This is a genomic window from Sinomonas terricola (genome assembly GCF_034931225.1).
GTDB lineage: Bacteria > Actinomycetota > Actinomycetes > Actinomycetales > Micrococcaceae > Sinomonas > Sinomonas terricola.
The window spans coordinates 1-22,188 of record NZ_JAYGGQ010000012.1 but is presented as its reverse complement, the minus strand read 5'-3'; the positions used below and the strand labels follow the sequence as shown (position 1 = coordinate 22,188).

Annotated in this window: 24 protein-coding genes; 8 read left to right on the top strand and 16 right to left on the bottom strand. The window is 66.0% G+C overall.

Features of this window, described 5'->3' with window-relative positions:
• Positions 1-40 precede the first annotated feature (40 nt).
• The 14 genes from smpB to galU all read right to left on the bottom strand — a co-directional run bounded on the left by smpB (position 41) and on the right by galU (position 11,547).
• Positions 41-511, bottom strand: coding sequence for an SsrA-binding protein SmpB (gene smpB, locus SPF06_RS15020; protein WP_323279937.1), 471 nt, complete (start codon positions 509-511; stop codon positions 41-43).
• A gap of 97 nt (positions 512-608) precedes the next feature.
• Positions 609-1,943: a peptidoglycan DD-metalloendopeptidase family protein gene (locus SPF06_RS15015; RefSeq protein WP_323279936.1), complete on the bottom strand. Its 1,335-nt coding sequence runs from the start codon at positions 1,941-1,943 to the stop codon at positions 609-611.
• A 1-nt stretch (position 1,944) separates the two neighbouring features.
• Positions 1,945-2,859 carry a permease-like cell division protein FtsX gene (gene ftsX / locus SPF06_RS15010; protein WP_323279935.1) on the bottom strand — a complete coding sequence of 305 codons (915 nt, stop codon included), beginning with the start codon at positions 2,857-2,859 and terminating at the stop codon, positions 1,945-1,947.
• Positions 2,859-3,641, bottom strand: coding sequence for a cell division ATP-binding protein FtsE (gene ftsE / locus SPF06_RS15005; protein ID WP_323279934.1), 783 nt, complete (start codon positions 3,639-3,641; stop codon positions 2,859-2,861). Before ftsE ends, ftsX begins: the two co-directional genes overlap by 1 nt.
• A gap of 282 nt (positions 3,642-3,923) precedes the next feature.
• Positions 3,924-5,042 carry a peptide chain release factor 2 gene (prfB, locus tag SPF06_RS15000; RefSeq protein ID WP_323279933.1) on the bottom strand — a complete coding sequence of 373 codons (1,119 nt, stop codon included), beginning with the start codon at positions 5,040-5,042 and terminating at the stop codon, positions 3,924-3,926.
• 24 nt (positions 5,043-5,066) lie between these two features.
• Positions 5,067-5,474, bottom strand: coding sequence for a pilus assembly protein TadG-related protein (locus tag SPF06_RS14995; protein ID WP_323280074.1), 408 nt, complete (start codon positions 5,472-5,474; stop codon positions 5,067-5,069).
• A 38-nt stretch (positions 5,475-5,512) separates the two neighbouring features.
• Positions 5,513-5,989 (bottom strand): hypothetical protein, encoded by a 477-nt coding sequence (locus tag SPF06_RS14990; protein WP_323279932.1) that lies wholly within the window; start codon positions 5,987-5,989, stop codon positions 5,513-5,515.
• Positions 5,973-6,353 carry a TadE/TadG family type IV pilus assembly protein gene (locus tag SPF06_RS14985; RefSeq protein WP_323279931.1) on the bottom strand — a complete coding sequence of 127 codons (381 nt, stop codon included), beginning with the start codon at positions 6,351-6,353 and terminating at the stop codon, positions 5,973-5,975. The genes SPF06_RS14990 and SPF06_RS14985 overlap by 17 nt, the downstream gene beginning before the upstream one ends.
• A 6-nt stretch (positions 6,354-6,359) precedes the next feature.
• A complete protein-coding gene (locus SPF06_RS14980) occupies positions 6,360-6,581 on the bottom strand; it encodes a hypothetical protein (RefSeq protein WP_323279930.1) in 222 nt (73 codons plus the stop codon).
• A gap of 29 nt (positions 6,582-6,610) precedes the next feature.
• The gene (locus tag SPF06_RS14975) at positions 6,611-7,552 is read right to left on the bottom strand and encodes a type II secretion system F family protein (protein ID WP_323279929.1); all 942 of its coding nucleotides are present in this window, start codon (positions 7,550-7,552) and stop codon (positions 6,611-6,613) included.
• Positions 7,549-8,403 carry a type II secretion system F family protein gene (locus SPF06_RS14970; RefSeq protein ID WP_323279928.1) on the bottom strand — a complete coding sequence of 285 codons (855 nt, stop codon included), beginning with the start codon at positions 8,401-8,403 and terminating at the stop codon, positions 7,549-7,551. Before SPF06_RS14970 ends, SPF06_RS14975 begins: the two co-directional genes overlap by 4 nt.
• Positions 8,403-9,626 carry a TadA family conjugal transfer-associated ATPase gene (locus SPF06_RS14965; RefSeq protein WP_323279927.1) on the bottom strand — a complete coding sequence of 408 codons (1,224 nt, stop codon included), beginning with the start codon at positions 9,624-9,626 and terminating at the stop codon, positions 8,403-8,405. The genes SPF06_RS14970 and SPF06_RS14965 overlap by 1 nt, the downstream gene beginning before the upstream one ends.
• Before the next feature lie 142 nt (positions 9,627-9,768).
• A complete protein-coding gene (locus SPF06_RS14960) occupies positions 9,769-10,611 on the bottom strand; it encodes a CHAD domain-containing protein (protein ID WP_323279926.1) in 843 nt (280 codons plus the stop codon).
• Between the two features lie 39 nt (positions 10,612-10,650).
• Positions 10,651-11,547 (bottom strand): UTP--glucose-1-phosphate uridylyltransferase GalU, encoded by an 897-nt coding sequence (gene galU / locus SPF06_RS14955; protein WP_323279925.1) that lies wholly within the window; start codon positions 11,545-11,547, stop codon positions 10,651-10,653.
• A 571-nt stretch (positions 11,548-12,118) separates the two neighbouring features.
• Between galU and SPF06_RS14950 the strand changes: the two genes are divergently transcribed.
• The gene (locus SPF06_RS14950) at positions 12,119-13,450 is read left to right on the top strand and encodes a GH25 family lysozyme (protein WP_323279924.1); all 1,332 of its coding nucleotides are present in this window, start codon (positions 12,119-12,121) and stop codon (positions 13,448-13,450) included.
• A gap of 85 nt (positions 13,451-13,535) precedes the next feature.
• Here the strand turns inward: SPF06_RS14950 and SPF06_RS14945 are convergent, their stop codons facing one another.
• Entirely contained in the window at positions 13,536-14,978 is a 1,443-nt protein-coding gene (locus SPF06_RS14945) for a bifunctional dTDP-4-dehydrorhamnose 3,5-epimerase family protein/NAD(P)-dependent oxidoreductase (protein WP_323279923.1), read from the bottom strand.
• Positions 14,975-15,973, bottom strand: a complete 999-nt coding sequence (gene rfbB, locus SPF06_RS14940; RefSeq protein WP_323279922.1) for a dTDP-glucose 4,6-dehydratase — start codon at positions 15,971-15,973, stop codon at positions 14,975-14,977. Before rfbB ends, SPF06_RS14945 begins: the two co-directional genes overlap by 4 nt.
• 89 nt (positions 15,974-16,062) lie before the next feature.
• Between rfbB and SPF06_RS14935 the strand changes: the two genes are divergently transcribed.
• The 7 genes from SPF06_RS14935 to SPF06_RS14905 are packed head-to-tail and all read left to right on the top strand — an operon-like array spanning position 16,063 to position 22,042.
• The gene (locus SPF06_RS14935; RefSeq protein ID WP_323279921.1) at positions 16,063-16,560 is read left to right on the top strand and encodes a hypothetical protein; all 498 of its coding nucleotides are present in this window, start codon (positions 16,063-16,065) and stop codon (positions 16,558-16,560) included.
• Positions 16,561-16,562: 2 nt separating this feature from the next.
• Positions 16,563-17,852, top strand: a complete 1,290-nt coding sequence (locus tag SPF06_RS14930; RefSeq protein ID WP_323279920.1) for a polysaccharide biosynthesis protein — start codon at positions 16,563-16,565, stop codon at positions 17,850-17,852.
• Entirely contained in the window at positions 17,849-18,838 is a 990-nt protein-coding gene (locus tag SPF06_RS14925; protein ID WP_323279919.1) for a glycosyltransferase family 2 protein, read from the top strand. The genes SPF06_RS14930 and SPF06_RS14925 overlap by 4 nt, the downstream gene beginning before the upstream one ends.
• 10 nt (positions 18,839-18,848) lie before the next feature.
• Positions 18,849-19,598: a glycosyltransferase family 2 protein gene (locus SPF06_RS14920; protein ID WP_323279918.1), complete on the top strand. Its 750-nt coding sequence runs from the start codon at positions 18,849-18,851 to the stop codon at positions 19,596-19,598.
• Positions 19,599-19,600: 2 nt separating this feature from the next.
• The gene (locus SPF06_RS14915; RefSeq protein ID WP_323279917.1) at positions 19,601-19,999 is read left to right on the top strand and encodes a DUF2304 domain-containing protein; all 399 of its coding nucleotides are present in this window, start codon (positions 19,601-19,603) and stop codon (positions 19,997-19,999) included.
• A 38-nt stretch (positions 20,000-20,037) separates the two neighbouring features.
• Positions 20,038-20,925: a glycosyltransferase gene (locus SPF06_RS14910; RefSeq protein ID WP_323279916.1), complete on the top strand. Its 888-nt coding sequence runs from the start codon at positions 20,038-20,040 to the stop codon at positions 20,923-20,925.
• 22 nt (positions 20,926-20,947) lie between these two features.
• Positions 20,948-22,042 carry an NAD-dependent epimerase/dehydratase family protein gene (locus SPF06_RS14905; RefSeq protein ID WP_323279915.1) on the top strand — a complete coding sequence of 365 codons (1,095 nt, stop codon included), beginning with the start codon at positions 20,948-20,950 and terminating at the stop codon, positions 22,040-22,042.
• The last annotated feature ends 146 nt before the right edge of the window (positions 22,043-22,188 follow it).

Sequence of the window (22,188 nt, the reverse complement as noted above, 5' to 3'; positions counted from 1 at the left end):
AGGCTCCGATTGTTCGCCGCTCGGGACTCGCCGCGAGCGGTCAGCGCCGGTTGCGTACCCGCATCTCGCGCTGGGCCTCGCGGTTGTCCTGCTTCTCGCGCAGGGCCTGACGCTTGTCGTATTCCTTCTTGCCTCGGGCGAGCGCGATCTCGACCTTGGCGCGCCCCTCGTTGAAGTACACCTGAAGAGGCACAACGGTGAGACCCTGCTCGTTGACCTTGTGCTCGATCTTCACGAGTTCCTCGCGGTGGAGGAGCAGCTTGCGGCGCCTGCGCGCGGAGTGGTTCGTCCAGCTCCCCTGGCTGTACTCGGGGATGTTGACGGCCTCAAGCCACAGCTCGCCGTTCGAGAACGAGCAGAACCCGTCCGTGAGCGAGATGTGGCCCTCGCGCAGCGACTTGACCTCGGTGCCCATGAGCACGAGGCCCGCCTCCCACGTGTCGAGGATGTGGTAGTCGTGCCGGGCTTTGCGGTTGGTTGCGACGGCCTTGCGGCCGGTCTCCTTCGACACGTCTCTCCTCCTCATCGCTGGGTTCGCTGCGAATTCCGTGGTCTGATCCTCTGGCGTTCAGCCCCGAGGAACCCAAGAATTCTACCGCATGGGCGAATCAGAGCAGCGTCATCGGATCGACTGCCCTGCCGTTGAGCCAGGTTTCGAAGTGGGCGTGGCAGCCTGTCGAGTTGCCGGTGCTGCCCGAGTATGCGATGAGCTGCCCTTGGCCGACGCGCTGCCCCGGCGAGACGACGACGCTCGAGTTGTGGTAGTAGACGGTCGTGAGCGAGTTTCCCTGGATCACTCCGTGGGAGATCATGACGGTCCATCCACCGCCGCCGTTCGTCCAGCCGCCGACGGTGACAGTGCCCGCCGCTGCCGCGTAGACCGGGGTGCCGCACGGGGCACCGAAGTCGACGCCCGTGTGCATATAGCCGCCGGTGCCGAAGAAATCGATGGTTCCTGGCGGCGTCGCGCGCCAGCCAAAGCCGGACGTGATCGGGATGTCGTACGCGAACGGGTGCCGGAGTCCGAAGGCGGACGGCGAGCCGACCTGCGTCGACTGCCCGCGGGCTGCCTGCTCGGCGAGCCACTGCTCGCGCAGCCGACGGTCGCGGTCGGCAATCTGGGCGGCCACCGCGTCCTGCTGGGCCTTGAGGTCGGCGATCTGCTGCTGGATCGCGGGCCGCTGCGCCTCAAGCTCCTGATTGAGCCGGTCGGTGTCGGCAACCAGCTTGTCCACCGCAGCCTTCTTCGCCGCGGCGTCGTCCCGCGCCGCCTGCTCGCGGGCCAGCGCGGCATCCGCCTGGGCCTTGAGGTCGCGGATCTGGTCCTCGACGGCGGCGAGCCTCGCTTCGGCGTTGACGTTCGCGGCGGTCTGCTGCGAGAGCCGCTCAAGGGTCGCGTTCTGGGTGCGGAGCGCCTGGTCTGCGAGGTCAATGCTGTCTGCCAGGCTCCCGCCGCCGGCGTCGCCGAAGATGAGGCTCAGGTTCGACGGCACGCCGCCGGTCTTATAGGCCTGGGTCGCAATCTGACCGATGAGCTTCTTGGTCTCTTCGGCCTTCCCCCGGTCGTCGGCCAGCTGCTGGGTCATCTTGGCCTTGTCCTGCTGCGCCGCGTCGACGCGGATCGCGAGGGCTTCGGCTTCCTTGGTCGCGGCGGCGACGCGCCCTTGTGCTTCGACGAGCGCCTGCTGGGCCCCGGGAATCTGGGCGCGATAGTTCGCGAGGTCCGCCGCGGACTGCTGGATGCGGCCATCGAGGAACTCGAGCGATGACTGGACCTGCTGCGACTGCTGGTCGAGCTGCGCCTTCTGGTTGTCGAGATCGTCCGCGCTGGCCGGGACGGAGGCGGCGAGGCTCAGAGCCAGGGCGACGACGGCGACGAAGGCCAGCCGTCGGTGGCGTGCCGATGCGGTGCGGGGCGCGGAGAGTCGTTTCTCGGAAGCCATGTCAGACCTTCAGGTAGCGTCGGAGGGTCACGAGGGATGAGACGCCCGCGAGGACGACGCTCAGACCGATGAGCAGCGGCACGAGGATGAGCACCTGCGCCGGGGAGATGAAGGCCGTGTCCGGGTATTGCTTCGCGAGCACGTCGCCGAGGAAGAACTTCGCGACCGCCCACAGCGTCGCGCAGGCCAACACTGCCCCGACGACGGCGGAGATGACGCCTTCGAGCACGAATGGCAGCTGGATCACGAGCTTCGAGGCTCCCACGAGTCGCATGATGCCAGTTTCGCGGCGACGGCTGAATGCGGAGAGCCTGATCGTGGTGCCGATCAGGAGAATCGCGCACACGATCATGACCCCTGCGATGACGATCGCCACAACCGAGGCCTGATTCATGATCGTGAAGAGGCGCTCGAGCAGCTGCCGCTGGTCGATGACGGTCTCGACGCCGGGGCGGGAAGAGAACGTCTCACTGATGATCTGGTACTTCTCGGGGTCCTTGAGGTTGATGCGGAACGACGCGGGGAGCTGGTCCGGGGTCACCGAGTCCACGATCGGCGAGTTCGCGAACTGCTCCTTGAAGTGCTGGTAGGCCTCGGACTGGGATTCGAAGTGGTAGTCGTTGACGTACTGGGCGACGGCAGGCGAATCGAGGAGCGCCTGGATGGACTTCTGCTGGTCCGGGGTGACCGACCCGCCCGCGCAGCCCGCCGATGTCGAACCCGGGCCGCACAGGAAGATCGCGACCTGGACCTTGTCGTACCAATAGCCCTTGAGCTGGCTGATCTGGAGCTGGAGCATTCCGGCCGCGCCGACGAACGTGAGGGACACGAACGTCACCAGAATGACCGAGACGACCATGGAGAGGTTCCGACGGAGACCGCTTGCGATCTCCCCGAGGATGAACGCGAGCCGCATCAGATCTCCTCCTCGCCGGCGCCCGACGGCGAGGGCACGGGTTCGCGTCCTCCGTCGGCCGGCGGATCGTCCAGGCGGCGCGGACGCAGGGCCGGCATCATCGACGTGTAGAGCGCCTTCGCCTCGTCGCGGACGATCTTCCCCGAGCCGAGTTCGACGACGCGCTTGCGCATCGAGTTGACGATGTCGTCGTCGTGCGTCGCCATGACGACAGTCGTGCCGTTCTGATTGATCTTGTCGAGCAGCTGCATGATCCCCTGCGAGGTGGTGGGGTCGAGATTTCCCGTCGGCTCGTCGGCGAGCAGGATTCCGGGACGATTGACGACGGCGCGCGCGATCGCGACGCGCTGCTGCTCGCCGCCAGAAAGTTCGTGCGGCATGCGGTGGCCCATGCCTTCGAGGCCGACCGTCTTGAGGACCTCGGGGACGGTCTCGCGGATCACGCCTCGGTTCTTGCCGATGACCTGCATCGCGAACGCGACGTTCGCGAAGACGGTCTTCTGTGGGAGGAGGCGGAAATCCTGGAAGACGACGCCGATGCCCCGGCGGAGCCTCGGAACCCGCCAGCTCGAAAGCCGGGCGACGTTCTGGCCCGCGACGTACACCGCCCCCGCGGTAGCGCGGTCCTCACGCAGGACGAGACGGAGGAAAGTCGATTTTCCGGAGCCGGACGGGCCGACGAGGAACGCGAACTCGCCGCGCTCGATCTCGATCGATACCGAGTCCAGCGCGGGCCTGGCCTTCTTGTCGTAGACCATTGTGACGTTGTCGAAGCGAATCATGGCACTTCCGGCCCGGCGGGACGCGTCGCCGCATCCAACACCGGCGCACGGGCGCAGTCGGGGGGACGGAATGCGCCGGCTGCTCGACTATATGCATGGAATGGGACTTTCGAGGAGGTCATCCCCGGCGTGTTGCCGAGTCCTTGGAGAAGTCTTGGGAGAACTTTGCCGTTTCCGGGATCTTCTCCACGCTCGACGGCGGAGTCCTCACCCTCCCGCCGCGGGACGGGCAATGTCTCTCCCACGGCGCAGGTGCCGCGGACCCGAGCTCACGCTCGCGGGCTAGTTTTCGGCGCCTTGGCGCTGGCCCGCGCGCCAGCGGATGCCGGCGTCGATGAAGTCGTCGATCTCCCCGTCGAGCACGGATGCAGGATTCCCGACCTCGTGCTCCGTCCGGAGGTCCTTGACCATCTGATACGGGTTGAGGACGTAGGAGCGCATCTGATCGCCCCACGACGCCTTGACGTCTCCCGCGAGTGCCTTCTTCTCGGCGTCCTCCTGCTCCTTCTTGAGCAGGAGGAGCCGCGACTGGAGCACGCGCATCGCTGCCGCACGGTTCTGGATCTGGGACTTTTCGTTCTGCATCGAGACCACGATGCCCGTCGGAAGGTGAGTGAGCCGCACGGCGGAGTCTGTCGTGTTGACGGACTGCCCTCCCGGGCCCGACGAGCGGAACACGTCGACGCGGATCTCGTTGTCGGGGATCTCGATCGAGTCGGTCTGCTCGATGAGCGGGATCACCTCGACCGCGGCAAAGGAGGTCTGCCGGCGGCCCTGGTTGTCGAAGGGGCTGATGCGGACGAGGCGATGGGTCCCGGCCTCGACCGAGAGCGTTCCATACGCGAAGGGCGCGTTGACCTCGAACGTGGCCGACTTGATGCCGGCTTCTTCCGCGTACGAGGTGTCCATCACCTTGGTCGAGTAGCCGTGCCGCTCGGCCCACCGCAGGTACATGCGCAGGAGCATCTCCGCGAAGTCGGCGGCGTCCACGCCGCCGGCACCCGAGCGGATCGTCACGACGGCTTCGCGCTCGTCGTAGTCGCCGTTGAGCAGCGTGACGACCTCGAGTTCCTCGAGTGCCTTGCTGATAGACCCAAGTTCCTTGGCGGCTTCCGCGAGGGAATCGGCGTCGCCCTCTTCGTTGGCGAGCTCGACAAGCACCTCGAGGTCGTCGATGCGGGTTCCGAGCCGCTCGACTCGCTCGAGTTCCGACTGCCGGTGCGAGAGGCGCGACGTCACCTGCTGGGCCTTGCTCGGGTCGTCCCACAGGTCGGGGGCGCCCGCGGCCTCGCTGAGTTCGGCGATTTCGGCGCGCAGCGCTTCGACGTCGGTCACCTGCTCGATTGACGAGTGGGTCGAGCGAAGGGCGCGGATTTCTGCGGGAAAGTCGATCTCAGCCATAGCCTCTCAAGCCTACGCCATCGGCTAGCGTGTGAGCCTCGCCCGGGCAGTTGACGTCGCCTGGATCGGCACGCCGTCCGGCATGACCATGCCGATGAGGGGCAGACGGGCGACGGCGGAGAGGGTCACTTGGGCGCTGCGTGCGTCGGGCGATCCAGTGGCGCCTTCGACGGCGAGGCCCTCGAGCCTCGCTGCTGCCACGTCGCGCGCGAGGTAGGTGTTCACGACAGAACGCACCCGGTCCGTGCCGAGCGCCGCGGCGGGCAGTCCCTGCGCTTGGGCCGCGTCAGCCAAGGTGAAGCTGTCAGCGGCTGCCTGCGCGGCGCCGTCGGCCGCTGAAAGGAGCCGCTTGTGCTCGATGTGGACTGCGGACACCCCAATCACTGCTCCGACCACGAGCAGGCAGAGGACCGCGTAGCCGATCAGGAGGATCGCGAGCTGGCCGGATCCGTCGCCCGGCGCCCTGGGTCTCAGCGGAACCTCCCCACGATCTGCGTCGCGCTCGAGCTCACTCGCCCGGCCGCGAGCTGAGCGTCACCGAGCGCCGGAACAAGTGGAAGCGGCGCCTCCACGACAACCGTGACGCTAACGGCCGTCCCGGATTCGAGGCACATGGGCCGATCACACGAGATTTCAAGCGAGGCGGACGCCTCGACGAGGCCGAAATCTGCGACAGCCATGCGGAGTGCGGCCTCCGCTGCGGCCTGTCCGGACACGGGGTTTTCGGCCCGCACGAAGACCTTCGCCGCGTGATCGGCCGCTCCCGCGGCCGCAAACGACGCCCCTTGGAGTATCCCTACGCCGAGGATGAAGTACACGATCGGCACCATGAGCAACGCGCCCAGCATCACGAATTCGACGGCCGCGCCTCCGGATTCGCGGTCGGGCCCGGGCCTTGACCGCGACGGCCAACCGTCTGGTTCCCGTAGCTCAGAGTGCAGGGGCATGCCCCGCCACCTCGATCGTCCCAGCTGGTCCGAGAAGTCCGATGATCGGGAGCGGCGCGCGGATTCTGACCTCTACCGCGTCGACGCCGCCGATCTTCGCATCGAGGACCGAGATGTCCGACGCATAGGAGGAGCCGACCGAGGACGTCACGAGCTCCTCGGCTCGATCGCGCGCTTGGTCGCGGCTTCGGTCTGCCAACGAGCCGTACCGAGCCGCCGATGCCGCCGCGTCAACTAGGCAGTTCCGCATGTGGAGGATCAAGGCCAGCTGAACGATGCCCAGCGCGAGCACCGTGGCGAGGCTGCCCACGAGCACGAAATCGGCAGGCGCCGATCCGCGCTCTCCTGCACCCAAAGAACGCATCCCGGCCTACTTGCTGACCTTGCTGATGGCCTGCTTGAAGAGTCCCTCGAGCGTGGGCGACGCGATGGCGAGAAGGCCCATCACGAGCACAGCGCTCATCAAGGTGATCATCACCCAGCCGGGCACATCGCCCCGTTCGCGGTCATCCCGTGCGCCCCCGATGATCCGGAACGCCGCGCTGGCGGTCGACTGGCACGCGATCGCCGCGTGACCAAAGATCCTGTTCATGTCTCCCCCTGTGTGTGGTGTGAAGGTGGTTAGGTCGCAATGGTGATGGCCGCGATGCCGGGATACACGGCGAAGAGCACGGTGAGCGGGAGGATGCCGAATACGAGCGGCACCATCATTCCGATTTCCTTGCGCCCCGCAGCCTCCATGAGCTCCCGCTTTGCGAGGTCGCGCACATCCTGGGCTTGGGCCCGCAGGACGTCGGCGAGCGGGGTTCCGCGCTCGACAGCGACGACGAGTCCGTCGACGAAACGTGTGATCGGCGATAGGCCGACTCGATCCGCCATGCCGTGAAGGGCCTGCGCCAACGGACTCCCCGACCGCATGTCCGCCAAGACGAGCCGGAATTCCTGAGCCAGGGCCCCTTGTGTCAGGCGCGAGGTTCGTTCGAGCGCGCCCCCGGCCGTCTCGCCGGCTCCGACCGCGAGGGCCATCATGTCCGCAACAGCCGGAAATTCGGCGAGTATGCGGTGGCGTCGGCGCTGGATGACCGAGCTGAGCGCGTAGTCCCTCGCCACGAACCCCGCCACCGCGGCGCCCAAGACCATGAGCACGCCAGTCAGGATGTTGAGCCGCCCCGACAGAGCAAGCCACACCGCAACCGCCGTCGAAGCAGCGAAGCCGACGCCCGACCAGACGAGCTGCTCTGCGCGGAAGTCGAAAGGAGTCTTCGGCGAGCCGGATTCCGCGAGTCGCTTTGAAAGCGCTGAGCTGCCCAGGTTGAAACGGGAAAGTACCGCAACAGCCTCGCGAAGCATGGGCCGCGCGATCCGCTCAAGCGGCCCGAAGGGAAGGACCGGGCCTGGAATGTCACGGAGGAGCCGCGAGGAGGCATCGACCGAACGCAGCTGGGGAGCCACACGGTCAGCGAAAGTGATCCGCCGCATCGCGGGAAGCCGGACATAGACGAGCCAGAGACCGAGCCCCAGCGCTGCTCCGGCAAGGGCAGCCAAGCCAGTGATTCCGCTCATCCCAGAACCCGTTCTTCGCGGGGCAAGGCTCCGATGCGCAGCATGAGCCGATAGCACACGACCGAGACGGCAAGTCCCCCGCCCAGCACAGCCATCCCGATCGGTTTGGAGTAGGCGACCATGGCCTCGGGGCGTGTGGCGAGCATGAGGAGGACAGCCCATGGGGCGGCAACGGCGAGCCTTGCGCCGTTGACGGTCCATGACTGACGGGCCTCGAGTTCGCTTCGCGTCCTCGCGCTCTCGCGGAGAAACTCTGCAAGCGTTCCGAGGAGTCGCCCGAGGTCTGATCCCCCTACCTCTTGGGTGAGCCGCAGGGATTCGACGATGCGGTCGGCGATCGGATCCGCGAGCCGCCCCTTGAGCCGATCCAAGGCTGCACCGAAGCGCCCACCCGCCCGATAATCAGCAGCGAATTCGAGGAACACGGGACGAAGAGGTGCGGGACCCTTATGGCCAAGCTGGATGAGAGCCTCCGGGAGGGGCAGGCCAGCGCGAATCGCGGAACGAAGGTGGTCGACAGCGTCGGGCCAATGCTCGCGAAGGAGCGCAGCGCGCCGCCGGGCCTGCCACCGCACTGCAGCGACGGGAAGCCAAGACGCGAACAAGCCGAAGCACACGGCCACCGGCCATGCCGACGTCGCGACGAAGAGGCTCAAGGCCACGAACAAGCCGAGGCCCACGGCCGAGGCAACGAAGCCAGCCGTCGTCACGCGGTCGATGCCCGCGCGTCGCAGAAGCGCGGCAATCCGTCCCTCGCGGGGCGTCCGCGGCGCGGGAGGAGGAACCGCCCAGCACGCCCACCACACGAAGAACAGTCCGATGCCGCCCATGAGACCCACGATCGCGGCCATCAGGCGGCTCCAAGAAAGGCCGCCACGTCAACGCCAGCTCGCGCGAACTTCTCGGGCTTCGGAACGCCGGCCGAATGGGGCCGCAGCGCTCCTCCGTCGAGTGCGAACACCGAAGTGGTCTCAATGACGCCGTTCTCCACCCGGGAGCCGACCGCGAGGATCTCCTCGACACGCCGTGTTCCGTCGGGGCGCCGAGCGCAATGCACAACCAAGTCAATGCATGCGGCCACCGTGGGCACGACGAATGAACTCGAAATGTTCGCTCCCGCGAGAAGAGGCAGCGTGCAGAGCTTGGTCACCGCGTCTCGGGCCGAGTTGGCGTGGACGGTGCACATTCCGGGCAAGCCCGAGTTCAGGGCAATGAGCATGTCGAGGCTTTCGGCCTCGCGGACCTCCCCCACGATGAGCCGGTCCGGGCGCATCCGCAGGGCCTCCTTCACAAGCCGTCTCAGGGGAATCTCTCCCGTGCCTTCGAGGTTCGGCTGGCGGCACTGCAGGCCGACTACGTCCCGGAGCGGAAACTGCAGTTCGAAGATCTCCTCCACAGTGACGACCCGCTCACGCGAGCCGATCGACGCCCCGAGGCAATTGAGCATGGTCGTCTTGCCTGCCTGCGTTGCCCCCGAGACCAGGACATTGAGGCCGCCGGAGACTGCCGCGGCCAGAAACCGCGCGGCCTCCGGTGTCAAGGAGCCGAGCTCGACGAGGTGGTCGAGACGAGACGCGCGGGCGATGAACTTGCGGATGTTCACCGCCCAGTGGCGCTTCGTCACGTCGGGAATGACGACGTGGAGGCGGGACCCGTCAGGCAATGCCGCGTCGACGAACGGGCTCGAGAGGTCCAGCCTCCTCCCCGAAGTCTTGAGCATCCGCTCGACCAGATTCCGCACCTGCTGGTCGGTGAGCGTCACCGATGTGAGTTCCGACTCGCCGCTGCGGGCTACGAAAACCTCATGCGGCGCGTTGATCCAGATCTCCTCGATCGTCGGATCCTCGAGGAGCGGTTGAAGGGGACCATATCCGGCCACCGCATCGAATACCTGTTTGCGTGCGCGTTCGATCGCGCCGACCGGGGGGACAGCCCCTAGGAGTGCTCGTTCGTCGTAGTCCGCGACCGCTTCGTCGATGAGCCGGCGGACCTCGGTCCCGTCGTGAAACGGGTCGATGCCGCGCAGGCGTACGAGCTCGCGCACTTCGGTTTCGACGATCTGTATGGCGTCCATGCAACCCCCAACGCAGCGCCATGCTGCTCCCCCAACGCTGCAGACGGTGCGAAGCCGCAGCGGGCCGGCCCCCCGGCCGACTCGACCAGCCTAGCGGATCTTAGGCAGTTGTTAGGCACCGGCTGGTTCGTCTGTGGATAACTCAGCTCGCCGAACGCTGACGGTCCCACGACGGGAGCGAGGCAGATGCAAGGTCTCGGTAGTCGCCGTCGCACGCTCGGAGCGCACCATCCTCGGCACCCAACAGACGGACAATGTCCTCCTCGGTAACGCCACGAAGGCGGATCGAATCGACGAGCCAGCGCTCAAGCTGCCAGCAGTCGTTGAGCGCGCCCAGCGAGTCCTGACGCTCCCGGGCTGCGTCGGCGAGTCCGCTCGCGCGGTCTTCCGCCCACGATTCAAGAGCCTCCGCCATGTAGCGGAGCCGCTTGAGTGCCTTTCGTTCGAGATGAAGCTGCGTCCATCTCGCGGCACCGGGCGGGAAGGCTTCGGCCTCGGTCCTGAGCTGCTCGCAAATGTCCCACTGCTGCTGCAGGAGATCTACGACCGCCTCGTTGCCGACTTCCGAGGATTCGAGCCGGAGGCCCTTGGCAGCTTTGCGCGACTGACGGCGAAGCTGCTTGGGACGCAGCCGGTTCAGGCCCAGGTCGGCCTGGTCGACCAGGGCCCGCCGCAATGCCGGGAGGCTCGCGACGTCCTGCGGCAGCGGAGGCTCGGAGAGCCTCTGCAGAGCGACCTGGGGATCCCTCACCGAACCGAGATGACGGACGACGGCGCGCGCCCCCTTAAGCTTCTTCTTCCGCACCTTGAACAGCTCGCCCCCATAGCCGCGATGCACCGAGATCACCCTCCGGAGCGCCGCCCGCGCGTCATGGACCGCGTCGACGTCGCCAAGTGCCGCGGCAGGAATCAGTTCGAGGAGCTTGTCCAGGTAACGATCGACGTATACGCCGATCGCGTCCGCAGCAGTAGTGGCAGATCCCATACGACCAGTCTCGCCAGCTCTGATCGCGGGGGCAATGCGTCAGAGTGCAGCAGCAAATTCCTTCAGCCACGGCCGCAGCTCGGGCCCGAGATCTTCACGTTCGACGGCCAGCGTCACCACAGCTTTGAGATAGCTGACCTTGTCCCCAGTGTCATAACGGCGCCCGCGGAAGACCACCGCGTAGACGCCGCCTCCCTCGCCGTCGCCAGCGGCGAGAGTCTGCAACGCGTCAGTGAGCTGGATCTCGCCACCCCGACCCGGCGCCGTCATCTCGAGAATGTCGAAGACGGCGGGGTTCAGAACATAGCGGCCGATCACCGCAAGATTCGACGGGGCGTCTTCAACCGCAGGCTTTTCCACCAATCCGTTGACCTTGACAAAATCCTCGCCGTCGACCGCCATCACGTCGGCACAGCCGTACGCCGAGATCTTTTCTGGCTCGACTTCCATGAGAGCAATCACCGACCCGCCGGTTGTCTGCTGCACGCGGATCATCTCGCTCAGAAGCTCGTCACGGGCATCAATCAGGTCGTCGCCAAGAAGAACTGCAAACGGTTCATTGCCGACGTGCCGCTTCGCGCAGAGCACTGCATGGCCGAGACCCAGGGGATCTCCTTGGCGAACATAGTGGATGTCGCCAAGATTGCTCGCCTCCCGCACTGCGGCCAAGCGGGCCGTATCCCCCTTCTCCTCGAGAATCGTCTCGAGCGTGGGAACGCGATCGAAGTGATCTTCGAGCGCCCGCTTGCTGCGGCCGGTGACCATCAGCACGTTGTCCAGGCCTGCCTTCGCCGCCTCGGCGACAACGTACTGGATCGCAGGTTCGTCGACGACCGGCAGCATTTCCTTCGGCATCGCCTTCGTTGCCGGGAGGAAGCGGGTGCCCAGACCCGCCGCGGGGATGACGGCCTTCGTGATACGTGAGCTCTGAGGCATATCGGTAGCCTACGGGAGGGTCAGAGTCAGCCTGGGCGATACGCAGCGCCGGTGTTAACTTGCGCATCACTAGAAACATCCGTAACAGGTGCCTTATGCTTTGGCCTGGGGAGGTGGGGGCCGAGCTCCCTGCCCCTACTCTGGAGTTCTGTCGATGAGCCGCCGTATCCGACTCGCTGCATCTTCGCTGTTGGCTGGCGCCATGATGCTTTCGCCGTTGTGCGCACAAGCCGCTTCCATAACGACTCCAAGTCCGTCGGCTACAGCGTCTTCCGCACCAACCGCGACTTCATTGCCTTCAGGTCGAGCGCAGGGCGCCCCCGCCCCACCCGCTAGCCCATCGACAACATCAGCTCCCGACGGGCAGCCGAGCCTGACCGTCGACCGTTCTGGCAAACCTAGCGGCGGCGGCGCGGTGATGCGTGCCGGTCGCGGGCAGCCAGCTGCCCAAGCAAAGAATCAGCAAACCTCGCCCTCAGCGGGCGCACCTTCCGGAGGGAAGTCCGTTCTCGCATCCCACTTCGCGGTGCCCAGCTCATTGGCCCCGGGCCAGCCGCCCTCTACGGACGGCATGCCGATGGGCATCGATGTGAGCGGGTGGCAGGGCAACGTTGACTGGACGAGCGCGAGAGCCAATGGAGCCGTGTTTGCCTACGTCAAAGCCTCTGAGGGCAACTGGACTCTCAATGACTACTTCGCCCAGCAGTACAACGGCTCCGCCAACGCCGGAATGATCCGTGGCGCCTACCACTTCGCTCGCCCTAACCTTTCGAGCGGTTCAACGCAGGCCAATGTGTTTCTGAATTCAGGCGGCGGCTGGAGCCCCGACGGAATTACGCTGCCCCCCGCGCTTGACTTGGAAGCGCAGCCAGCTGCGTACGGAACAGATCAGTGTTACGGGATGACCCCAGCCCAACTGACATCGTGGACCCGGGACTTCGTGCAGACAATGCTCAACCGGACGACCAAAGCCCCGATGATCTACACGGGCTACTATTTCTGGCAGCAGTGCCTCGGCGGAACGAACGCTTTCAGCCAGTCAAACCCGGTATGGCTTGCCGCCTACAACAGCACCGGTCCGTACATCCCGGGCTCGTGGCCGACATACACCATGTGGCAGTACAACGACGGCGCCGGCTCGGTGTTCCCGGGCGATCAGAATGTCTTCAATGGCTCGTACGGGCAGCTTCAGGCTCTCGCCTCGCACGCCGACGTTAGGCCTTCCCTGCAGACCCCTGCGGGGGCGACGCTGCTCTCAGGCAAGTGGGGTGGCGACGGCCTGACTTACGCCGGATGGGCGCAGAACGGCTACTGGTGCCTGCAAATGCCATTCAATGTCAACCGCTGCTTCAATTTCGGAATCTCGACGGACCTCCCCATCGTCGGCGACTGGACCGGCAGCGGAACCGACGGAATCGGAGTTGTGAGAAACGGACAATGGCTCCTGGCAAACGACGCTACCAATCCGTGGGTATTCCGAGCCGTCAACTTCGGTATAGGTTCCGACAGACCGATCGTTGGCCGCTGGAGCGGGCCCGGACCAGCGTCGATCGGAGTCGTGAGAGGAAACGAATGGATCCTCGCGCAGTCGACGACGAGTCCGTACGTCTTTCGCGACTTCTACTTCGGCGTAAATACTGACAAGCCGATTGTGGGCGACTGGCTCGGGAACGGCTACGACACGCCTGGCATTGTTCGGGACGGTCTTTGGATGCTCCAGAACAGCATCTGGTGGGGCAACATCGACCGCTATTTCGCGTTCGGCATCGGGAGCGACCAGCCGGTCGTGGGAGCATGGAACCCGAGCGCGACGCGCGCAACATTCGGAATCGTGCGCAACGGCGGCTGGTACGTCACCTACGACGTCAACGGAAACCTTTCAGTCAACGCGAGCTGGAACTAGAAAGACCACCTGGATCCAGAAACGCCGTCGCGCCCGCCGAAGCAATGCTCGGCGGGCGCGGTTGTTCGAAGTCTCTTGCGCCGGATCAGGCGCGGCCGCCCAGATAGTCCGCAAGTCGTTCACCCATGTCCTGGACACCGAAGCCGGTCCCCGCCAGCTTCGCGGTCGTGAACGTGCTCACGAGCGGGCGCGGCGCAGCGTGCTTCCCCCGGAAGTACTCTTCCGTCGTTACGCCGGAGACCTCGTCCTCACGGTGTCCGGAAAGGCGGTATACGTCCTTCGCGATATCCGCCCAGGACCGAGGCTCGCCGTCGCTGCTCAGGTTGTAGATCCCGAAGGGCTGCTCAGTGTCGAGAAGGTGCCGGATTCCGGCGGCGATGTCGTCGGTGAACGACAGTCGACCGACCTGGTCGTTAACCACGGAGGGCTTGACGCCCTTCGCGGCGAGGGCGGCCATGGTCCGGACGAAGTTGTTGCCTTCTCCGATAACCCACGATGTCCGAACAATGTAGTGCCGCGGCACGACGGAGACGACGGCGTCGCCCGCGGCTTTCGTCTGGCCGTAGACGCCGAGCGGCGAGAACGGCTCGTCCTCGTCGTGGACCTCCGCGGTCCCGTCGAAGACATAGTCGCTCGAGACGTGGACGAGAGTCAGCCCGTGCTCGACGGCGACGCGCGCGAGGCGGGCGACGGCCGTGACGTTGATCGCCCACGCGGCGCGGCGTCCCTCGGGGGTCTCGGCTTTGTCGACCGCCGTGTAGGCCGCCGCGTTGATGATCGTTGAGTAGCTCTTCCAGTTGCGGCTCGCGTACGAGGCCGGATCGGTGAGGTTGAACTCCGCGCGCGCCGCGAACTCTACGTTCGCGTCGCCGTCGTACGTCTTGCGCAGCGCCTTGCCGAGCTGGCCGTCGGCCCCCAAGACGAGAATCTTGCGGGGCGCCATCGGAGTGACGTCGGCAAGCGACGGGTGGGCCCGGTCCTTGTCGGAGAGTTCGGCCTGCTCGAGCGGAATGGGCCACTCGATCGCGGCGGCCTCATCGGCGAGGTTGAGGAACGTGTACTGGCTCTGCGCAGCGGCCGACCAATGGTCGTTCACGAGGTACGTATACGCCGTTCCGTCCTCAAGCGTCTGAAACGCGTTGCCAACCCCACGCGGAATGAAGATCGCCTTCGAGGGGTCGAGCTCGGCGGTGAACACGGCGCCGAAGGTCGACCCCTCGCGGAGATCCACCCAAGCGCCGAAAATGCGCCCGGTCGCAACGGAAACGTACTTGTCCCACGGCTCCGCGTGGATGCCACGCGTCGTTCCGGCCTTCTCGTTGAAGGAAATGTTGTTCTGCACGGGCCCGAAGTCGGGCAGGCCAAGCGCGAGCATCTTCTCGCGCTGCCAGTTCTCCTTGAACCACCCACGGTTGTCGCCGTGGACGGGCAGGTCATACAAGACGACGCCGGGAATAGGCGTCTCGTGCGCGGCGAGCGGCTTGGAGAACTCGATGTTGTGCTCTGACCTGTGCCCTGACGCCGTCACTGGCCCTGCTCCTTGTACTTCGCCTCGGTTTGAGCCTTCTGCGGCCGCCACCACGATTCGTTCTCCCGGTACCATTGAACAGTCGCCTCGAGGCCAGCCTCGAAGTCGCGGTACTGGGGTTCCCACCCGAGCTCAGTTCGGAGCTTCGTGGAGTCAATCGCGTAGCGCAGATCGTGGCCGGGGCGGTCGATGACGTGGTCGTAGGCGTCGACGGGCTGTCCCATGGCCTTGAGGATCAGTTCGACGACCGACTTGTTGTCCTTCTCGCCGTCGGCTCCGATGAGATAGGTCTCACCGGTGCTGCCCTTGTCAAGGATCGTGAGGACGGCCGAGGAGTGGTCGTCCGCGTGGATCCAGTCGCGGACGTTCTCGCCCTTGCCGTATAGCTTCGGGCGCACACCGTCGATCACGTTCGTAATCTGACGCGGGATGAATTTCTCGACGTGTTGGTAGGGCCCGTAGTTGTTCGAGCAGTTGCTGATCGTGGCCTCGAGACCGAACGAACGAACCCAGGCGCGGACAAGAAGATCCGAGCCTGCCTTCGTCGACGAGTAGGGGCTCGAGGGGTTGTACGGGGTCGATTCCGTGAAGCGCTCCGGATCGTCGAGCTCGAGGTCGCCGTATACCTCGTCTGTCGAGATGTGGTGGAATCGCTTCCCATGCCTCCGGGCGGCTTCGATGAGCGTGTACGTCCCGATGATGTTCGTGTCGAGGAACGGGCGCGGGTCCTGGAGCGAGTTGTCGTTGTGGCTCTCGGCGGCGTAATGCACGACGGCGTCAACGCTTCCGACAAGCTCGTCGACAAGGGAGGTATCGGTGATGTCACCCATGACAAAGCGGAATCGCTGGCTGGGAAGACCCTTGAGGGATTCGAGGTTGCCGGCGTACGTCAGCTTGTCCAGGACGATGACGTGATGGTCCGTGTGGCCGAGAACGTAGTGGACGAAATTCGAGCCGATGAACCCGGCGCCACCGGTCACGAGCAGTCTGCGCATGGGCACAAGCCTACCTGCGCCCCCGCCGTCACGCCTGACCGAGCAGCCTCCTGTAGGCTGGGCTGCTGAGCAGACAGGAGGAGGCGCACATGAAGATCGGCCCCGCAACAGCGCTCACGGCTGTCGCGGCGCTGGTGGTACTTGGAGTGTCCGGGTGCGAGGCCCCGCCGAATGACGACTCTCCGACTTCCCCGGCCCCTTCTTCCCGCTCCGCGTCGCCCCACACGTCCCTCTACCCCGCGGCAACCGGTCAACCCGAGATCGATCTGACGATCACGCTTGTCCCAGGCAACGCCGTCGACCCCGTCACCTCTCGCGTCGTGTGTCAGAACGGGAAAGCGGTCCAGCCGAGCACTCGCGCCGATGGCAACGAGGCCTGCGCGTTCGTGAAGGCAAACGTGACATCGCTCACGACACCTGTTCCTTCAGACAACTGCAAGAAGATCGACGGCGGACCGCAAGTGGCCGACGTCTTCGGAAGGGCGAACGGCCAGCTCATCCGCACCTCGTTCAAGCGGACGGACAAATGCCAGATCACGGCATGGGACTTCATGGTCCCCTTGATCGATCCGCCCGGGAGCAAGTAGCCATGCCGTCCGCAAACGCTCCCGCCGCAGACGGCGAAAAGACCATCAACAGCCGCGGGGCATCGGGTGTTGGCTTAGCTTCGATCGTCGCCGCCGGCTCGAGCTTGGTCATCATGATCATCGCTGGCAACTCGCTCTCCGGCCCTGACTTTGCGGCGTTCTCGGTGTTCTGGGGAGCGCTGTTCGGCACGTTCGGAACGCTGAGCGGGATCCAGCAGGAGACAACGCGCGCAGTCCGGACCGGCGTCGAACACTCCTCCGGCGTGGGCTCGCGACGCGCCCGAGTCCTGCCCAACGCCATCGTGACCGGAGGGCTCATCGCCCTCGTCGGCTGCATCTCGAGCCCCCTGTGGGCCCCGCGGATCCTTGGGACGGCATGGCTCCCGCTCATCCTCGTCATGGCCGCGGCCGCGGTGTCATATTCCGGACACGCGGCGCTCGCAGGGGCATCCGCGGGATATCAACGCTGGGGACTCTATTCGCTCCTCATGGGCGCCGAATCGTTCGTCCGGCTGCTCCTCATCGCTGGCCTCGCTCTGATCGGGGCCGGACTGTTCGGCCTCGAAGCAGGCGCCGCCGCAGCAGCAGTCGTCTGGCTCGGCTTCATCGCCCTGTCGGGACAGGCGCGCCGGGCTGCCGCAGCACGGGCCGACGTCGACCGGGCGCGGCTCTGGCAGACCACCGGGCACGCAATTCTCTCCGCGCTGTCGACGGCGGTGCTCATCGTCGGCTTCCCGGTTCTTCTCGGCGCGACGAGCAGTTCGGCCGAGATCGCGTCGGCGGGCGGCCTCCTGCTCGCGATCCAGCTCACGAGGGCACCGATCATGGTCCCCCTGCAAGCTTTCCAGGGCGTGGCTGTCTCGGCCTTCGTGGCCCATCGGAGCCGCGGCGTGGCGGCGCTCGTCAAGCCTCTGGCCTTCTGCGCTGCGACGGGGGCGGTAGGCGCGGTCGCCGCTGGTCTGCTCGGTCCGTGGATCATGTCCGTGCTGTTCCCGGGACGCTTCGACGTCGGCCCGTACTTGCTGGCCGCGCTCACATTCGACGCCGCCCTCATGGCGGCGGTCACGCTCAGCGGCACCGCCACGCTCGCACTGGGACGCCATAGGATCTACTCGACCGGATGGGTGACGGCGACGGTGGTCGCGGTCGGGCTCCTCCTATGCCCCCTGCCGCTCGGCGTTCGATGCTCTCTCGCGCTCGGGCTCGGGCCTTTGGCCGGCGTCGTGGTCCACCTTCTTGGCATCACGGCCGCCTCCCACGAGGCTTCACCGACCACGGGAGGCAAAGCATGAGTGACACCCTGAAGGTGACTGTCATCATCCCCGCGTACAAGGCAGCCGAAACACTCGAGCGAGCGGTCGCAAGCATCCTGACCCAAGAGGATCCTGACCTTCGAGTCCTGATTGTCGACGACGCGTCACCGGATGAGACTGGGGTGGTTGCGCGGCGCCTCGCTGACGGGGATTCGCGGGTCGAGGTCCTCACCCAGTCGAAGAACCGAGGCGTTTCCGCGGCCCGCAACGCGGCCCTTGACCGGACGACGACCGAATGGGTCGCCTTTCTTGACAGCGACGACGAGTGGCTGCCCGGGTGGCACCAGACGATGCTTTCTCAGGCGTCCCCGGAGGTCGACGTCGTTGTGGCCGGAAGGCTCGTCGTGCAGGCCAACGGTTCGGTCGCCCCGGCCGCGTCAAAGGCCCAAGGAGTCTTCGACGGCGAAGAGGCCTGCAGGCTCGCGATGCTCGACCAGCTCACGCCGTTCCCGTGGGACAAGCTTTTCCGCCGGTCCATGTTCGACGGCCTGAGGTTTGCCGAAGGCGCCGCTCGCTTCGAAGACATGACGATGAACATCCTCGTCTACTCCTCGGCGCGACGCGTCGTCTCCGTGTCCGAGCCCGTGTGCAAGTACTACATCTCGGGGCAGAGCCTTACGTGGGGCCGCGTACCGACCATGCAGGACACTGTTGCCGCACTGGGTCACCTCGAGCAGGGCCTCGACCAGCGCTTCCGTTCTGGCCGCTTCGCAGGACCGTACGCGACCATGAATGTGCTCGTGGCCATGCTCGTCGCCCAATCGGCCATGGCACGAGGAGGTAACTCCGCCGATGTGCGGCAGACCCTGGCAGAATGTCGGCAGCAGCTGACAATTGCACGGCTGTGGGCGACGCTCAAGGCCGCTCCCGTGCTGGCCTTCGCCGCCGGCTTCCTGCGAGCATTTCCCCGGGTCTACGGCGCCGCGTACGGCCTTTACATCAGGCGAAGGTACGGTCTGCGATAGATTGGGAATCATGCTCCAAAGTCCCCCTTTGCGTGTGCTCGTGATCATGCCTGCCTGGAATGAGTCGGAAACGGTTGGCACCACGGTCCGCGAAGTCCTCGCCCAGCCAGGCCCCTACGATGTCCTCGTCGTCAATGACGGGTCGACGGACGCCACGGCTAAAGTCGCAAGGGACGCCGGAGCCACGGTCCTTGACCTTCCGTACAACCTCGGAGTCGGCGGCGCCATGCGGGCCGGATTCAAGTACGCGGTCCGCAACGGCTACGACGCGGCAATCCAGGTGGACGCCGACGGCCAGCACAACCCCAGTGACATTGCGCTCGTCCTCGAGGGGCTCCAGCGCGCCGATATCTCCATCGGCGCGCGCTTCGCCAACCGAGGCGATTACAAGGTCAGCGGGCCACGCAAGTGGGCCATGGTGTTCCTGGCGAAAGTGATTTCGGGCTTGGCCCGGACTCGCCTCACGGACGTCACGAGCGGATTCAAGGCCGTCAACCGGCGCGGGCTTGCGCAGTTCATCGACCACTACCCCGCCGAGTACCTCGGGGACACGATCGACTCCCTCGTCGTCGCCATCAAGTCGGGCTGTGTCGTCACCCAGATCCCGGTCGAAATGCGTCCGCGTCAGGGCGGAACCCCGAGCCACCATCCTGTGAAGGCGGCGATCTACCTCGGGCGATCCGTCTTTGCCCTCCTCTTCGCCTTAACCCGCAAACGATCCAGCCTGCCGGCTTCGGACCTCACCGCTGCAGGAGTCTGACCGTGGCCGTTTACTCAGCTTTCGTCCTCGCCCTCGTCATCGTCGCCGTCGTCATCGAGCTCCTGCGGCGGAAGAAGTTCCGCGAGAAGTACGCCACACTCTGGCTCGTTGTCGGCATCGCGACCCTCATCCTGGCCGCGTTCCCGCAATTGCTCGCACTGGTCGCCCGCACGCTCGGCGTTCAGGTCCCGTCCAATCTGCTGTTCGCGCTCAGCATTCTTCTGGCCTTGGGCGTGTGCCTCCACCTCTCGTGGGAGATCTCAGTCGTTGAGGACGAGACCCGAATCCTCGCCGAAGAGGCCGCGATCCTCCGCGCGCAGATAGAGCGGCTCGAGGCTCGAGTCGAGGCCCTGGCAGCCTGCGAGCAACCCCTGCGCGACGCCGACAGCGAAGCAAGCTGACCGACCCCACCATCCCACCGACCACGGAGAACTGCCCGATGGCCCTGGACATCCTCATCCCCTACTGGGGCGACCCCGGCTACATGAAGGTCACCGTCAATAGCGTCCTCGCCCAGAACAACGGCGACTGGAAGCTTACGGTCGTTGACGACGCCTACCCCTCGGACGAGATCAAGGACTTCGTCGCGGCGCTCGGCGACGACCGCATCACCTACATCCGCAAAGACCAGAACGAGGGAATCACCGAGAACTATCGCACGTGTGTTTCGCTGGCTTCCGAAGAGGTCATGGTCATCCTCGGATGCGATGACGTGCTCCTGCCAAACTACGTGGACGTTATTCTCGACGCGCACAAGCGCTTCCCAGACGCAGCAATTATCCAGCCGGGAGTCGAGGTGATCGACGAGAACGGCGCCGTCGTAAGCACCCTCGTCGACGCCGTGAAGCAGAAGTTCGTCAAGCCCCGTGGCGGCGGGGTGCAGCTCCTCTCAGGCGAGATGATCGCGTCGAATCTCCTGCATGGCGATTGGCTCTACTGGCCGTCGTTGGCTTTCCGGACGGACAAGCTCCGCGAAGTCGACTTCCGCGACGGCTTCCCCATCATCCAGGATCTGGCCCTCATCATGGACATGATCTATCGCGGCGACCAGTTGCTCGTCGAGCCGAGCGTCTGCTTCCAGTACCGGAGGCACTCGGCCAGCGCGTCGTCGACCAAACTCGTCGACGGCTCGCGCTTCGCCGGCGAACGGGACTATTTCTCCCTTGCGGCCTCCCAAGCCGAAGAACTCGGCTGGGCCCGTGCCGCGCTCAGCGCTCGTCTGCGCCTCACGTCCCGCGCGCACGCCTTGAGCCTCCTTCCAAAGGCGGTCGCCTCGCGCAACCTCCCTGCCGTCAAGGCGCTCACGCGCCACACCTTCGGAAACTAGAGAATCGAGAGGGACATACCCCATGGCAACACTCGAGACAAGCGGATATGCCCGCGGGACGGTCTTGGTTACCGGAGGAGCTGGCTTCATTGGCTGCGCGATCTCCTCGGCCCTAGTCGATGCCTTCGACCGCGTCGTCGTCGTCGACAACCTCCACCCGCAGATCCATGCAAGCGGCGAACGCCCGGCAGAGCTCGCTGACGGGGCCGAGCTCATCGTCGGCGACGTCGCCGACGCCGACACGTGGGACCGTGTCCTCGCCGAGGTCACGCCCGACGTCGTCATCCACCTCGCCGCCGAAACGGGCACCGGACAGTCGCTCGAGGAGTCGACCAGGCACGCTCTCGTGAACGTCGTCGGCACGTCCCAGCTCTTGGACGGCCTGAACCGCCACGGCAAGCTCCCGCGCCGCATCGTACTGTCCTCGAGCCGTGCCGTGTACGGCGAAGGCGCATGGCGGCGCGCCGACGGCACGCAGTACTACCCCGGACAGCGCACGAGCGAGACCTTGGACCAGGCGCAGTGGGACTTCCCAGCTTCCGAGCCGACGGCCATGCGGGCGGCGGACGTCGCGCCGGCGCCCGTGAGCGTCTATGGCGCCACGAAGCTGGCCCAAGAGAATGTCCTCCAGACGTGGGCGAAGGCGTACGGCGTCGAGACGGTCGTGCTGCGCCTTCAAAACGTCTACGGCCCCGGGCAGTCGCTCATCAACCCGTACACGGGCATCATGAGCCTCTTCTGCCGCATGGCAATGGGCGGCAAGTCGATCCCGCTCTACGAGGACGGTCAGGTCCGCCGCGACTTCATTCTGATCGACGACGTGGCCGCAGCAATCGTCGCTGGCGCGACGTCGGAGACGGTCTCGGGGCAGCCGATCGACATCGGCTCCGGCGAGTTCCAGACCATCGGCACAGCGGCCGAGATCATCGCCCGCCACTACGGCGCGCCCGCGCCCCACGTCACGGGCCAGTACCGGCAGGGCGACGTCCGCCACGCCTGGGCAGATGTCACGGCGGCCAAGGAGATCCTCGGCTGGGAGCCCCGCTTCTCACTTGAGCAGGGAATCGAGCGGCTCGCCACGTGGATCGACGCCCAGCCCGGAGTCCAGCCTGCCTGACGAACTGAAGGCCAGAAGCGGGGCGCCCCCCCCCGCGGGGGGGGGGGCGCGGGGGGGGGGGGGGGGGGGGCGCCGGCGGGGCGACCGGGGGGGGGGCGGTCCACCGGGCGGGCCGCGCGCTTCCCCGGGGACCGGAGACGCGGGGG

Bases quoted from the DNA above. Each gene is read 5' to 3' on its own strand.
- SPF06_RS15015 (WP_323279936.1), bottom strand. From the start codon at position 1,943: ATGGCTTCCGAGAAACGACTCTCCGCGCCCCGCACCGCATCGGCACGC.
- ftsX (WP_323279935.1), bottom strand. From the start codon at position 2,859: ATGCGGCTCGCGTTCATCCTCGGGGAGATCGCAAGCGGTCTCCGTCGG.
- ftsE (WP_323279934.1), bottom strand. From the start codon at position 3,641: ATGATTCGCTTCGACAACGTCACAATGGTCTACGACAAGAAGGCCAGG.
- prfB (WP_323279933.1), bottom strand. From the start codon at position 5,042: ATGGCTGAGATCGACTTTCCCGCAGAAATCCGCGCCCTTCGCTCGACC.
- SPF06_RS14990 (WP_323279932.1), bottom strand. From the start codon at position 5,989: ATGCCCCTGCACTCTGAGCTACGGGAACCAGACGGTTGGCCGTCGCGG.
- SPF06_RS14985 (WP_323279931.1), bottom strand. From the start codon at position 6,353: ATGCGTTCTTTGGGTGCAGGAGAGCGCGGATCGGCGCCTGCCGATTTC.
- SPF06_RS14980 (WP_323279930.1), bottom strand. From the start codon at position 6,581: ATGAACAGGATCTTTGGTCACGCGGCGATCGCGTGCCAGTCGACCGCC.
- SPF06_RS14975 (WP_323279929.1), bottom strand. From the start codon at position 7,552: ATGAGCGGAATCACTGGCTTGGCTGCCCTTGCCGGAGCAGCGCTGGGG.
- SPF06_RS14970 (WP_323279928.1), bottom strand. From the start codon at position 8,403: ATGGCCGCGATCGTGGGTCTCATGGGCGGCATCGGACTGTTCTTCGTG.
- SPF06_RS14965 (WP_323279927.1), bottom strand. From the start codon at position 9,626: ATGGACGCCATACAGATCGTCGAAACCGAAGTGCGCGAGCTCGTACGC.
- SPF06_RS14960 (WP_323279926.1), bottom strand. From the start codon at position 10,611: ATGGGATCTGCCACTACTGCTGCGGACGCGATCGGCGTATACGTCGAT.
- galU (WP_323279925.1), bottom strand. From the start codon at position 11,547: ATGCCTCAGAGCTCACGTATCACGAAGGCCGTCATCCCCGCGGCGGGT.
- SPF06_RS14950 (WP_323279924.1), top strand. From the start codon at position 12,119: ATGCCGATGGGCATCGATGTGAGCGGGTGGCAGGGCAACGTTGACTGG.
- rfbB (WP_323279922.1), bottom strand. From the start codon at position 15,973: ATGCGCAGACTGCTCGTGACCGGTGGCGCCGGGTTCATCGGCTCGAAT.
- SPF06_RS14935 (WP_323279921.1), top strand. From the start codon at position 16,063: ATGAAGATCGGCCCCGCAACAGCGCTCACGGCTGTCGCGGCGCTGGTG.
- SPF06_RS14930 (WP_323279920.1), top strand. From the start codon at position 16,563: ATGCCGTCCGCAAACGCTCCCGCCGCAGACGGCGAAAAGACCATCAAC.
- SPF06_RS14925 (WP_323279919.1), top strand. From the start codon at position 17,849: ATGAGTGACACCCTGAAGGTGACTGTCATCATCCCCGCGTACAAGGCA.
- SPF06_RS14920 (WP_323279918.1), top strand. From the start codon at position 18,849: ATGCTCCAAAGTCCCCCTTTGCGTGTGCTCGTGATCATGCCTGCCTGG.
- SPF06_RS14910 (WP_323279916.1), top strand. From the start codon at position 20,038: ATGGCCCTGGACATCCTCATCCCCTACTGGGGCGACCCCGGCTACATG.
- SPF06_RS14905 (WP_323279915.1), top strand. From the start codon at position 20,948: ATGGCAACACTCGAGACAAGCGGATATGCCCGCGGGACGGTCTTGGTT.